Origin of the sequence: Rhizobium sp. WSM1274, from assembly GCF_025200775.1 — a bacterium.
GTDB lineage: Bacteria > Pseudomonadota > Alphaproteobacteria > Rhizobiales > Rhizobiaceae > Rhizobium > Rhizobium leguminosarum_I.
The window spans coordinates 3,616,436-3,629,671 of sequence record NZ_CP104138.1 but is presented as its reverse complement, the minus strand read 5'-3'; the positions used below and the strand labels follow the sequence as shown (position 1 = coordinate 3,629,671).

10 protein-coding genes, 1 tRNA gene and 1 pseudogene are annotated in these 13,236 nt (G+C 59.9%); 4 read left to right on the top strand and 8 right to left on the bottom strand.

Translation table 11 applies throughout. The features are described 5' to 3' along the window. Positions 1 to 1,190: 1,190 nt before the first annotated feature. The 3 genes and pseudogenes from N2600_RS18125 to N2600_RS18115 form a co-directional block, all read left to right on the top strand. Positions 1,191 to 2,351: pseudogene (locus N2600_RS18125) on the top strand (putative bifunctional diguanylate cyclase/phosphodiesterase); the annotation flags it as partial. A gap of 444 nt (positions 2,352 to 2,795) precedes the next feature. Next, the gene (gene mnmA / locus N2600_RS18120) at positions 2,796 to 3,995 is read left to right on the top strand and encodes a tRNA 2-thiouridine(34) synthase MnmA (RefSeq protein WP_170279765.1); all 1,200 of its coding nucleotides are present in this window, start codon (positions 2,796 to 2,798) and stop codon (positions 3,993 to 3,995) included. A 135-nt stretch (positions 3,996 to 4,130) separates the two neighbouring features. Continuing rightward, a tRNA-Met gene (locus N2600_RS18115) sits at positions 4,131 to 4,207 on the top strand. A gap of 448 nt (positions 4,208 to 4,655) precedes the next feature. On the opposite strand, the gene N2600_RS18110 is transcribed toward N2600_RS18115, so the two are convergent. The 7 genes from N2600_RS18110 to pobA all read right to left on the bottom strand — a co-directional run bounded on the left by N2600_RS18110 (position 4,656) and on the right by pobA (position 11,854). Continuing rightward, the gene (locus N2600_RS18110) at positions 4,656 to 5,489 is read right to left on the bottom strand and encodes a VCBS domain-containing protein (RefSeq protein ID WP_170279764.1); all 834 of its coding nucleotides are present in this window, start codon (positions 5,487 to 5,489) and stop codon (positions 4,656 to 4,658) included. 406 nt (positions 5,490 to 5,895) lie between these two features. Then, a complete protein-coding gene (locus N2600_RS18105) occupies positions 5,896 to 6,612 on the bottom strand; it encodes an ABC transporter ATP-binding protein (RefSeq protein ID WP_222384630.1) in 717 nt (238 codons plus the stop codon). Beyond that, complete coding sequence (locus N2600_RS18100) at positions 6,593 to 7,357, bottom strand: ABC transporter ATP-binding protein (RefSeq protein WP_260296996.1); 765 nt, start codon at positions 7,355 to 7,357, stop codon at positions 6,593 to 6,595. The genes N2600_RS18105 and N2600_RS18100 overlap by 20 nt, the downstream gene beginning before the upstream one ends. Next, positions 7,354 to 8,358 (bottom strand): branched-chain amino acid ABC transporter permease, encoded by a 1,005-nt coding sequence (locus N2600_RS18095; protein WP_170279761.1) that lies wholly within the window; start codon positions 8,356 to 8,358, stop codon positions 7,354 to 7,356. Before N2600_RS18095 ends, N2600_RS18100 begins: the two co-directional genes overlap by 4 nt. Position 8,359: 1 nt before the next feature. After that, the gene (locus N2600_RS18090) at positions 8,360 to 9,223 is read right to left on the bottom strand and encodes a branched-chain amino acid ABC transporter permease (RefSeq protein ID WP_170279760.1); all 864 of its coding nucleotides are present in this window, start codon (positions 9,221 to 9,223) and stop codon (positions 8,360 to 8,362) included. A 75-nt stretch (positions 9,224 to 9,298) separates the two neighbouring features. Then, on the bottom strand, positions 9,299 to 10,471 hold the full coding sequence (locus N2600_RS18085; protein WP_170279759.1) for an ABC transporter substrate-binding protein: 1,173 nt from the start codon (positions 10,469 to 10,471) through the stop codon (positions 9,299 to 9,301). Between the two features lie 210 nt (positions 10,472 to 10,681). After that, positions 10,682 to 11,854, bottom strand: coding sequence for a 4-hydroxybenzoate 3-monooxygenase (pobA, locus tag N2600_RS18080; RefSeq protein ID WP_170279758.1), 1,173 nt, complete (start codon positions 11,852 to 11,854; stop codon positions 10,682 to 10,684). Between the two features lie 117 nt (positions 11,855 to 11,971). On the opposite strand from pobA, the gene N2600_RS18075 reads away from it, so the two are divergent. Further along, a complete protein-coding gene (locus tag N2600_RS18075) occupies positions 11,972 to 12,862 on the top strand; it encodes a helix-turn-helix domain-containing protein (protein ID WP_170279757.1) in 891 nt (296 codons plus the stop codon). 32 nt (positions 12,863 to 12,894) lie between these two features. On the opposite strand, the gene N2600_RS18070 is transcribed toward N2600_RS18075, so the two are convergent. Then, complete coding sequence (locus N2600_RS18070) at positions 12,895 to 13,173, bottom strand: hypothetical protein (RefSeq protein WP_311319293.1); 279 nt, start codon at positions 13,171 to 13,173, stop codon at positions 12,895 to 12,897. Positions 13,174 to 13,236 lie beyond the last annotated feature (63 nt).

The following is a 13,236-nucleotide window of genomic DNA, read 5'->3' as shown; positions in this document are numbered from 1 at the left end:
CGGAGGTTCGATGGCCGCACGAAGCCACGAGCCCACAACGTTGTGTGGGACCTTCGGTCCTCATCAGGAATGGTAGGAGCAGTAGCTAGTTTTTACTGGTGTCTGCTGTGGCAGTTCGGCTCGTCTCGAGCGGACCGCAGCCTGAGCGGACTTGTCGGGGGTCTTTCGGTGCCGCTCCGCCGCCGTAGTCCCCTCGCGGGCCCTAGAACGCGTGTGACAATTTCAGGTCGATTTTGGCGGTCCAGTGGGTCTGCCGAGTTGCAATTGCCTGCGACGGGTTCCCGTAAACTGGAATCGAGTTGCGGTGAGGTACAGGCTTGGACATGGAACACATTGGGTGGGATCATCTCTTTCCTCATCCTCACTTACTGTCGCGAGGCGAGGGTGCATGAAGTAGCCGAATGCCGCTGAGATCATCATTTCCTGTCCTCAGTTCACGAGAAGTAGACGAAGGGTTGACGATGATATTTCGCAAAGTCAACCGTATTTTCGGACGCATCACGGGATTTTATTAGCCGGCTTATATTTAGCTATTCCGTTGTAATTGTTGACAATTGTTAGAACTTGTAACGAGGAAAAACTCGGAAACTTGCTTCTTGGGTATCAAGGCGCCCGCGATCCTCGAATCCTTGCCCAACGTTGAAATCACGGCTCTTTTGTATGAAGGACGATGTCACCTGATCACGTGAATCCTTGGTCGCCCTCAGGCGTTCAGAGAACGGCCAGAGCGGCAAAATCGGCAGATCTCGCAGAAAGAAACGCGGAGGCTTAACGGGGCGGATTGATGAGAAATGGTCGCGAAAAATAGACGCACCCAAGTCCCGGATGCGCTTGTTTCAATCGAAGAGCTTGATAGTTCGTTGCAGGCAGAAGTCTGATTCGCAGATAAGTCGCTCAGCAAGCTTGTTGCAGATCGCAACAATGCATTGCGATGGACTGCCCTTCCAGGACGGCGCGGAACACGCTCAGTGTTCGCTGGTGGCTAGGCCTTCAAACAAGGTCGGCGAAAAGCCCGCCGAAATCAAATTTATGATCTTTCGCATTGGCGTGGATCGAGTGAGAAATGTTGACCTAGATAGTGTGCTGAGAAAAAAACGGTTGACCACCAAGCTAAGACTGCCATTATAAACTGCAAGATATCAGTAAGTTAAGCGCGCCTTCACGCGCCACCGGTCGACCTGCAATATTCCAAAATCAACGACAGCAAGGGACACGCCGCCGGCGACGCGCTGCTTTGCCAGGTGTCGGAGCGGCTGCGTCAACTGGCGGAGGAGGGTGATCTTGTCGCCCGTCTTGGCGGCGACGAATTCGCCGTCGTGCTGGAGCTCGACGAGCCGGAGCGGGCCGTGCGTTTTGCGCAGCGGCTGCTCAAGGCGCTGAGCCGTGCCTTCGATCTCGACGGCGTCCGGGAGCACGTCACCTGCAGTATCGGCATCGCCTTGGCGCCCGATCATGCCGGCGACGCGGATGTGCTGATGCGGCACGCGGATCTTGCACTCTATGCCGCCAAGGAGAGCGGACGCTCGACCTATCGTTTCTACGAGACGGAAATGCGGCTTGCCGCCGAGCGCCGGCACGTGATGACCGCCGAGCTGTGGGAAGCGCTGGAGAAGCGCCAGTTCGAGCTGCACTACCAGCCGATCGTGCGGCTCGACAATGACGGCATCGGCGGCTTCGAGGCGCTGATCCGCTGGCGCCACCCCAAGCGCGGGCTGGTGGCGCCGATGGAATTCATTCCGCTTGCCGAGGAGACCGGCCTCATCGTGCCGATCGGCGACTGGGTGATCGGGGAAGCCTGCCGCGCGGCTGCCGGTTGGCCCGTTCATCTGAGGATCGCCGTCAATCTCTCCGTCAGCCAGTTTCGGCATGCGAGCCTGCTTTCGACCGTGGTGGCGGCGCTCGACGAGACGGGCCTCAATGCCGACCGGCTTGAAATCGAGATCACCGAGTCCGTATTCCTGACCGATGCCGACCAAAGCCTGCCGCTGCTGCGGGCATTGAAGGCGCTCGGCGTCCGCATCGCCATCGACGATTTCGGCACCGGCTATTCGTCGCTGAGCTATCTGAGGTCCTTCCCCTTCGACAAGATCAAGCTAGACCGCAGCTTCGTTTCGGGTATCGAGACGGATGCGGGCAATCTCGCCATCGTGCGCGCCGTCGTCGGCATCGGCTCCGGCTTCAATGCGACGACCCTGGCCGAAGGGATCGAGACGGAGGAGCAGTTGCAGAAGCTGCGCGCCGAAGGTTTCAGCGAGGTGCAGGGCTATCTGCTCGGCCGGCCTATGCCGCAGCACGAGGCGGAGGCGCTGATCCACGGCGGCGCTCTCAAGGCCGCTTCGTCACGCAGATAGAAGCGCTTGCTCTGTAGCGGGGATCAGCCGTCCGGCGCATGCCCCCTGGCGCTATCAAGCATTCGTCATTTTGAGAAAGGCGGCAGAAGCGGCATAATTGTCGTGGGCTGGAAAGGAGGATGTCTATGAAACGCTATTCATTCTCGATGATCGGACTGGCGCTCGTGACCGCCATTATCGCCAATCCGGGCATCGCATTCGCCTGCAACAAGCTGATCGGCACTTGAGCCGCACCCCCGCTTCCAAGGCGCGGCTTCGGCTGCGCCTTTCTTTGTACGGGAATGCGAAACGCTCAGGCGCCGAACGCCGCCCCTTGCGTCCAGGGACAATCCTTTCTATATCGGTGCCTCATCGAGAGACGGCGGCCGATCCCGCCGGAGATCAGCAATCCGCCGCAATTGCAGCGCAATGGCGGATCGTGACCCAAGCAGAATGGCACCATCGTTGAACACACTGGATTTTGACAAGAAGCCGGAAGAGACCCGTGTCGTCGTCGCCATGTCGGGCGGCGTCGATTCATCCGTCGTCGCCGGCCTTCTCAAACAGCAGGGTTACGATGTACTCGGCATTACGCTGCAGCTTTACGATCATGGCGCCGCCGTTCACCGCGCCGGTTCCTGCTGCGCCGGCCAGGATATCGACGATGCGCGCCGCGTCTGTGAAACGCTCGGCATCCCGCATTATGTGCTCGATTACGAAAAGCGCTTCCGCGAGACGGTGATCAATCCCTTCGCCGAGAGCTATGTGGCGGGCGAAACGCCGATCCCTTGCGTTTCCTGCAACCAGACCGTCAAATTCGCCGATCTGCTGGCGACCGCCAAGGAGCTTGGCGCCGATGCGCTGGCGACCGGTCACTATATCCGCTCGGGACTGAACCCTTCGCCAGACAATCCCGGCCGCCGCGCGCTTTTCCGCCCGGCCGATGCCGACCGCGACCAAAGCTATTTCCTCTTCGCCACGACGCAGGAACAGATCGATTATCTCCGCTTTCCCCTGGGCGGTCTGCCGAAGGCCGAGACCCGCAGGCTTGCTGAAGAGATGGGCCTCGTCGTTGCCAAGAAGGCCGACAGCCAGGACATCTGTTTCGTGCCGCAGGGCAAATATTCCGACGTCATCACCAAGCTGAAGCCGAATGCGGCGCTCGCCGGCGATATCGTCCATCTCGATGGCCGCGTGCTCGGTAGCCATGAGGGTATCCTGCATTTCACGATCGGCCAGCGCCGCGGCATCGGCATCGCTACCGGCGAACCGCTCTACGTCGTCTTTCTCGACGCCCGTTCGCGCCGGGTCATCGTCGGACCGAAGGAGGCGCTGGAAACGCACCGCGTCTACCTGCGCGATATCAACTGGCTGGGCGACGAGACACTTCAGGAAGCCGCGTCCGGCAAGGGCTTTGCCTGTTACGCCAAGGTCCGCTCGACACGGGCGCCGGCGCCCGCCGTGCTGCATGTCGATGCAACAGGCACCTATGTCGACCTGACGGTCGGCGAGGCGGGCATCGCACCCGGCCAGGCCTGCGCGCTTTATTCGGCCCCCGGCGACAACGCCCGCGTCTTCGGCGGCGGTTTCATCGAGCGCTCCGAGCGCGAGCCTTCGGCGGAAGCCTGCCTGAAGGCGCTTTTGGCCAGCCCCGTCGCCGCCTGAAACCCATCGGAAACGGGAGGCGGCAAAGCCCACCGTTTTTCTCGATCATGCGCTTGACACCAAGCCGAAGCGCACCTTATAAGCCGCTCATCCCACGAACCGGCATCGCTTCGCGAGCGGGTATCGTTGACCAGTGGCGGAGTAGCTCAGTAGGTCAGAGCAGAGGAATCATAATCCTTGTGTCGGGGGTTCAAATCCCTCCTCCGCTACCATCTCCTCATCGCAGAATTAGCGGTTTTTTGCAGCTCGATTTTGGGCCAGCTCCGACGGCCGTGGTAGCATACTGGTCGCAGCGCCAAACGTGGTGGCGAGGGAACCAATCCCGTTGCGCCCTGAGCTGCAGCATTTCCGCCAACGCTGAGGACAGGCCTATTTGTAGAGCGTCAGAAGCAATAGAGGCATCTTTGTCGCCCAAAGGTGAGATGCGACAGCGATAATAATAGCCCATACGGCAAGCGAGAACATGACCGCCGCTAACCTGATCCCGACTGGCTGCATCATTTCCTCCATCCCAGCATAACGGTGCCTCCTCGCACGATCCTATGCTAGCAAGACGCAGGCCCGTCAGCTATCGCAAGATTTTGGTATCAGATAGCTACAGCGGCGCGCGCTTGGCGAAGGTGCAAAGATTCCGGCGATACGATGCCCTTTCCCCCTTCGTCAAACGATGAAATGAAAATTGTCGTATTGCGCGCCGTAATAATCCGGGCCGCTCGTTTCGGTGATGACGGGCTCGGTGTCGAGGATGAGATAGTCGATTTCGCCGTAGGCGCTGAGATCGATCACTTGCGGGTCATGAATGCTGTCGGCGGTGACGTTGACCGTAACCAAGAATACGGTATCGCCGTTTAGACGGCCTTCGATCGTCAGAACGTTGTCATAGTCCGATGTGCCGTTTGCGACACTGAATTGCTCGATCTGAAAGTGGCCGCCGTCGGCGGCTTGGATGGGTGTCCAGAACACGCCTCCTCCCAGATAGTGGTTGCCATCCGCTTCCTCCAGCACAGTCGCGTCGTCACCATCGTGCCAGGCACCCCAATCAAAGCCTTTGTAGCCCGTCGGGAAGTCGTGGTTGCCGACATCCTCGAAATTCACGAAGATGTTGCCGTGTTCCGGCAAGTCGACCGCGATATTGAGCAGGCCGAAGTCGGTGGCGCCTTTGCCATCCGAGATCTTGAAATTGAACTGGTCGACGAGTTGGTCTCCCGGGCCGAGCGCTGATACCACCGGGTTGGTATGATCGAGCTCGTATGTGTAATTGCCGTTGGAATAGACGGTCAGAGTGCCATATTTTCCCTCAACTGTGGTGGTCGTGGCAGGCCCGTTCGGATCGGCCGGTTGCGGAATTCGCTGTCCATTGACGAAGTTGAGACGCACCTGGTCTCCGTCGGCATCCGTGGAACTGGTATTGTCCAGAATGTTGCCGTCGATCGGGTTGTCGACGTTGAAAATAGGCTGGTATACGTCACCTGCGACCGGCTTGTGGTTTGCCATTTCTACCTCCCGTGTGATTTTCTGTTCGACTATGCAACCCTATCGGGTATCTGGCAACCGAAATAGATGGAGCGTCAGAGCAATTCCGCCCGTCAGCGCCACAAATTCCGGTCGATTACAGCTCAACTATTCAAGTAAAGGGAGCGGCATAAACTCGATCCTCTTTATGAACGAGGATTTACGCCTTGTCTTACGTTGATGCCGCTTGATCGATCATGGTGTTTCTCGCCCTTTCAGGCGATCCGTCAATTCGGCCAGCGGAAAACTTTCAGGCAGGATAATCATGACGGGTCAATCATGACGTCGTGATGACGATATACTGCATGGATTGCTCGGCGGGTTCAGCGCAATCTTGAAGGCGAAAGGGGGCAATCAGCAGAGCCGGAGCTTTTGCCGATCATTCCCATCAATGCAGGCCGCCGACCCCGAGCAGGCTCTCGACAGCCTCGTGATCCCTGGCGAGATTTTCCGGCGTTCCGGTCCATGCCAGTCTGCCGCGTTCGAGAATGACGACCTGATCGGCGAAATCGAGCGCGCTCTGGATGCGCTGCTCGACCAGCAGGATGGTCATGTCTCCCGCCTTGGCAAGGTCGGCGAAGGCCGCCATCAGTTCCTCGCAGATAACGGGCGCAAGGCCCTCCAGCGGTTCGTCAAGCAGCAGGACGGAGGGGCGACCGAGAATGGTGCGAGCCGTGGAGAGCATCTGCTGCTCGCCGCCAGAAAGCTGGCTGCCGAGGTTGCGGCGGCGCTCCTTCAGGCGCGGGAACATCGCATAGGCTTCCTCCAGCGCCCCTTTCGGCCGCGCCTTCAAGCCGACGAAAAGGTTTTCTTCGACTGTCAGCGTCGGGAAGACACAGCGCGCCTGGGGCACATATCCGAGGCCTTTGTGCGCGCGTGTAGCACTCGGTGCCGTCGTGACATCCAAATCGCCGAGACGGATGCTGCCCTCGTATCGCCTTGTCTGCCCTGCTAGCGTTGCCAAGAGCGTGGTCTTGCCCATGCCGTTGCGGCCGAGCACGGCAAGCCGGGCACCTGCCGGCACGGAGAAGGAAATGCCTTCGAGCACTCTCGTCGGCCCATATCCGGCCGACAGGTTGTCGACCTCAAGCGACAGGGCTGGCATTGGCATAGCTCCCGAGATAGGCCTCGCGCACGCGCGCATCCTTGGTGACGTCTTCCGGCAGGCCATCGAAGATGATCGCGCCTGATGCAAGCACGATGACGCGTCTGGCAAAACGGAAGACGAGATCCATGTCATGTTCGATCATCAGCACGGCGAGATCGGCGGGCAGATCGGCCAGCGCCTGCTCGATGCGGCCGGTATCGCTTTGCGGCACGCCGGCTGCGGGTTCGTCGAGCAACAGCACTTTCGGCTTCAGCGCCAGCGCCACGGCGATCTCGAGAAGCCGCTGCTGGCCATAGGCGATTTCGCTGACCTTGCGATGCATCAGGAAAGCCAGCCCGAGTTTTCCAAGGAGATCATCAACCTCGGCCATGACGTCGGGCATACGCAGGAAATTGCCGAACATGTGCCCGGTCTTTCCATCGCGTTGAAGGACGGCAAGTCCCACATGTTCGGCCGGCGTCATGTCCTGGAAGAGCCGCGTCACCTGAAAGGAGCGGACAAGACCGCGTCTGACCCTGCCGATTGCATCGAGCTTCGTCACCAACTCGCCACCCAGGCGAACCTCGCCGGAATCGGGAGAGAGATTACCGGTCACGAGGTTGACGAAGGTGGTCTTGCCGGCGCCGTTCGGGCCGATCAGCGCGATGCGATCGCCAGGTGACATCGTGATCGAGACATTATTGGTGACGGCAAGGCCGCCGAAGGCTTTCTTGAGATTGGCGACTTCGAAGACCGGGCTCATGAGCGTTGCTCCCTGCGGCGGCTAACGAAGGCTGCAGCCGTCCCGTAGAGACCTTTGGGCGCAAAGAGCACAACGGCGATCAGCAGCGCGCCGACCATGGTCAGCCAATGGAAGGGATTGGCGGCGGAGACATAGTCCTCGAAGAGCATGAAGATGACAGTGCCGGAAAGGGCCCCGAAGAGAGAACCGGTGCCGCCGAGCACCAGCATGACAAGCGCTTCGGCCGATTGCGTGAAAGACAGGCTGTCGAGACCGACGACCTGGGTCGAGATCGCATTCAAGGCGCCGCCGACACCGGCAACGGCGCCTGATATTGCGTACATCCTGATCAGAGCTGCCTTCGGCGAAGCGCCCATCGCGCGGATGCGTAGCGGATCCTGCTTGATGGCGCGACAGAGCATGCCGAAGGGCGAGCGAACCAGGACCCTCAGCAGCACGAAGACGATCAGCAGCAGCGCCATTCCGAAGAAGAAGGCGGTGTGACCGTAGAGATCGAATTCGAAGAGGCCGAAGACCGGGTCCGGCGCGATGCCGGAAAGTCCATCGCTGCCGCCTGTCCAGGACGAGGCCTTGTTGGCGAATTCATGGAAGAGGTTGATCAGCGCAATCGACAGCACCAGCTGCGGCAGCCCATGCGCACGCAGGATGATGGCCCCGCAGAGCAGCCCGGCAACCGCGCCGCCGGCAACGCCGGCAACCATCATCAGCAGCGGATCATTGATGCCGTAATGCGCCGACAGGATCCCGGCGGCATAGGCGCCAGAGCCGAAAAGTGCTGCATGGCCAAGAGTTGCGACGCCGCAATAACCGGTCACGAGATCGAGCGACAGGACGAGCAGCGCGATCGTGATCATCCGGGTCAGAAGGGCGAGATTATCGGGGAAGGCGAAATAGCCGATGGCGGCAATGGCTACGATGACCGCTATTCCGATAAGATCGCGGGTGATGAACCCGAGACGATGCTGAAGAGGCCCGTTTTCGTCATTCATGACAAGCGCCATCCTATTTCACCCTTCCGGCAAGGCCGCGGGGGAAGACGCAGATGATGGCGATCACGGCGAGATAGAAGAAGAATTCGCCGAATTCCGGCATCAGATACCGTCCTGTCGTATCGATCGCGCCCAGCAGCAGGCAGGCGATCAGGGCGCCCGGAATGGAACCCGCGCCGCCGACGGAGACGACGACCAGGAAGGTGACCATGTAACGCAGCGCATAATAGGGCTCGACGGGCAGGAGTTCGGCGCCGACCACGCCGCCGAAGGCCGCAAGCCCGACGGCGACGGCAAAGCTCACCGCGTAAATGATGTCGGTGCGCACGCCGAGTGCAGCAGCCATCGCCGCATCATCCACAGAGGCGCGCAGCTTGACGCCGAAGCTGGTCCTCTCGACCGCGAACCAGAGGGCGAGCGCCACGGCCAGGCCGCAGAGGATGACGAAAAGCCGGTGAACGGGAATGGTGCGAAAGCCGAGATCGGCCGATCCTTGCAGGTCAGCGGGCAGCGGTATGGTCTTCAGCGTCGGCCCCATCACATAATTGGCGATGCCGATGATGCAGAAGGTGAGGCCGATCGTCATCAGCACCTGGGTCAGTTCCGGCGCGCCATAGATCCGGCGGTAGAGAAAACGCTCGATCGGAACGGCGACGACGATCGTGATGACAACGGCAGCAATGACCGCTGCAGCATAACCGAGGCCGAGGTCGCGGGCGACATAGGAGGCGATGTAGCCGCCGATCATCGCGAAGGCGCCATGGGCGAGGTTGACGACACGCATCAGCCCCATGGTCACCGAAAGGCCGATCGATATCACGAAGAGCACCATGCCATAGGCAAAGGCGTCGACGGCTATGCTGAAGACTGTCTGCATTGACATACCTTGCTTCGATGCGGCGGGCTCGGCCTGATCGCAGGCCAAGCCCGTCACCTGTCTTGACGCTCGATGTTACTTGACGGCCGCCAGGCCCGGATCGCCCTGCTTCTCGAAGGTCCGGACCTCCTTGTTGATGTAGGTCCCGTCATCGGCCTTGACGACTTCGCGCAAATAGATGTTCTGCGTGATGTGGCGGCTTTCCGGATCGATCGAAACCGGGCCGCGCGGGCTCGTCCAGGCAAGACCCTTGACTGCATCGACGGCCTTCTCAGCATCCTGTTTGCCGCCTGTCGCCTCGATCATCTTGTAGATGACATACATGCCGTCATAGGCGCTGACTGAGGGGAAGGAGAGTTCGGCCTTGTTGCCGATTGCTTTGGTCGCCGCCTCGACGAAAGCCTTGTTCTCGGGAGAATCGTGCGACACTGCGTAGTGGAAGGTCGTCTGGATGCCGAGTGCCGCATCGCCGAGCGCCGGCAGATCGGATTCCTGGGTCAGATCGCCCGGCGCGAAGAACTTGGTGCCGGCAGCCTTCAGGCCATTGTCGTTATAAGCCTTGACGAAGCCGAGCGTCGTCGGGCCTGACGGCAGGAAGGCGAACACGCCCTCCGCGCCGGAATCCTTGATACGCTGCATGATCGGGCTGAAGTCGTTGGTCGCAAGCGGCATGCGGATCGCCTCCACCACCTGGCCGCCGGCCTTTTCGAAGCCGGTCTTGAAGGCGTTCTCGGCGTCGATGCCGGGGCCGTAATCGCTGACGACCGAAATCACCTTCTTGACGCCGGCGTCGAAGGCGACCTTGGCGATCGGCGTCGATGTCTGCCAGGTGGTAAACGAGGTGCGGACGACGAGCGGGCTTTTGGTCACGATCGCCGAAGTGGCGGCGTTCATGATGACCATCGGCACATTGCCCTGCTTCAGGATCGGCGTCACCGCCATGGCATCGGGCGTGAAATAGAAGCCAGTGAGATACTGGACCTTTTCCTTGACGATCAGTTCCTGCGCCAGCGCCTTGGATTGGGCGGGATCGGCCTGCGGCACGTCGCGATAGACGATCTCGACCGTATCGCTGCCGACCTTATTGCCGTTAACCGTCATATAGGCGTCGATGCCAGCCTTGAAGTTCTTGCCCTGCAGCGCGAACGGACCGGAGAACGGGCCGATGACGCCGACTTTAATGGTGTCGGCATAGGCGCTCGTGCCCACGACGACGGCCGCAATGGCGGCCAGAAATAGCTTCTTCATTCTCTCTCTCCCTTTTTTGGCGCACTCCAGCGCCGTATTCGTTAGCTGCGAGAAATTTAGCGCCAACCTGTCATGCGAAATGGTGATGTAAAATGAAATAAGTACCGTAATCCATAACTGTACAATTATGATTGTAGCTCGAAGAGCGGAACTATCGGCGGCCCGTTCTACGGTCGAATTTTGGTCCATGGCCCACCTCAGACACTTCTATCAGAATGGCAGCCCCACATAATTCTCCGCAAGCACCGTCGAGGCGGCGCGGGAATGGGTGAGATAGTCGAGCTCCGCCTCCTGGATCTTCTGGTCAAAATCCCCGGTATCCGGAAAGCGATGCATCATCGTCGTCATCCACCAGGAAAACCGCACGGCTTTCCACACGCGGGCGAGCGCCTTCTGCGAGTAAGCGTCGATGCCACTATTCGAGCCTTCGCGGTAATGCTCGATCAGCCCGGAGAAAAGATAATGAACGTCGCTGGCCGCAAGGTTCAGTCCCTTGGCGCCGGTCGGAGGGACGATATGGGCGGCGTCGCCGACCAGGAAAAGCCGGTCGAAACGCATCGGCTCGGCAACGAAGGAGCGTAGCGGCGCGATCGATTTCTCGAAGGACGACGCGGTCGCCAAAGCCTCGGCGTGATGCACCGGCAGACGCCGTCTCAGTTCGTCCCAGAAGCGATCGTCGCTCCAGTCCTCGATCTTCTCGTCGAGCGCGCATTGAATGTAGTAGCGGCTGCGGGTGGCCGAGCGCATCGAACAGAGCGCAAAGCCCCTTGGATGGTTGGCGTAGATCAACTCATGGCTGACAGGCGCCACGTCGGCAAGGACCCCCAGCCAGCCAAAGGGATAGACCTTCTCGAAACTCCTGATCGCCCGTTCAGGGATGGCCTTGCGGCTGGCGCCGTGAAAGCCGTCGCAGCCGGCGATGAAGTCACAATCGATGCGCTTGGCAACACCATCTTTCACATAGGTGACGAAGGGAGAATGGCCGTCGAAATCATGCGGGGCGACATCGACGGCATCGTAAATCGACAGGGAGCCGCTTTCTTCGCGCCGCGCCATGAGATCGCGCGTTACCTCAGTCTGTCCATAAACAGTAACGCGCCTGCCGCCGGTCAATTCGTGAAGGTCGATGCGATGGTCGCGGCCGTCGAAGGCCAGCGAGAAACCGTCATGCAGCAGGCCTTCGGCATGCAGCCTCGCGCCTGATTTGGCCTGATCCAGCAGCCCGACGGTGCCTTCCTCCAGAACGCCGGCACGAACCCGGCCGAGGATGTAATCCTTGTTCACGCGATCGAGAATGACATTCTCGATGCCGGCTTCGGTCAGAAGCTGGCCGAGCAGCAGGCCGGATGGTCCCGAACCGATGATGGCGACCTGAGTTCGCAAATGCTTCCTCCCTGCATTTTTGCGTTTTGCCAGATTCTGTCGTGTTGTCTCTGTCGCAGCAATGGACATTCCGGCCGAAAAATTGCACGAATCGAACATTAGTGCGGGAGCAGCCCTATGAGCAGACATGTCCCTACCTACGAACTCTACGGTGAGAATACCGGGCGAAAGCCCGATTTTTGGTTGCATTGCGAAACAATTCGCTCCCGCAGCAGCTTGCATCACTGGGAGATTCGACCGCACCGTCACGAGAGTTTCTTTCAGATATTGTACATCGAAGGCGGGTCAGGCGATGCGATCTTGGGCGAAAACAGCCATGCCATCCGTCCCCCGGCCATCATCACCGTGCCGCCCGGGCTCAACCATGGCTTTCGTTTTTCACGCGATATCGACGGCCTGGTGATCACCCTGTTGAGATCCCATCTCAGCCATCCGCCCGGCGACCGGAGCCATCTCGGCGAATGGCTGGCGGCGCCGCACCTGACGCCGCTCGATCCCGATCATGCCGAGGCTGCCTATGTCATGCAGACGTTGAAGCGGCTGGGCGACGAATTCGAGAACCGCCGCAGCGGCCGCAACGAGGCATTGGCCGCCTATGTCGCCTTGGCGCTGCGGCTGACGGCGAGGATTTCCCATGAGGGGAATACGCAGGAGCTTCCGCCAAACGAGAACGAGCGGCGGATGGAAATGCTGAGCGAACTCATTCAGCAACATTTTCGGTCACACAAGCCCGCGTCCTTCTACGCCAGGGAGCTTGGGCTTTCCCCGACGCATCTCACCCGTATCGTCCGGTCGATGACCGGCAATACTCCTCATGAATTGATCGCCGGCAAACTCGTCGAAGAGGCGAAACGCCAGCTGGTTTTCACGCTGGGCAGCGTTCAGGAAATCGGATTTCGGCTCGGCTTTGCCGACCCCGCCTATTTCTCGCGATTCTTCGTTAAATACACCGGAGAAACGCCGCGGGTCTGGCGCATGAAGGAGAAGGTTCGGCTTGAAGGTGTATAGGCCACCCGCAATGGTTGCGGCGCGCAACTGCCCTACCAGGCTTTGACGCCCTCTTCCGTGTTGCGGGCGCGTTCGCCGCCGCGGGTCTCGTATGCGTCTCGTTCCTCAGCTGACTTGACGGCATCGTCTGAGCCATCGCGCTGGGCTTCGGGCGTCATGTAGAAGGCGAGCACCTCTTCCAGCCGGGCGGCGGTAAGCGTGGCAGCGAAACTTTTCATGTCGTTTCCTCGGTCGACGGCCTTGAAGCTTGCCTCAGATGCATAGCTTACGATGCGGCCTTCAAGGAACAGTGCGCCGATGGTTTTCACCAACTTTAGACTTTGCTTGACGATTGCTCCCGCCGGATGATCTCTGCCGACCAGTTCCGCGCGATT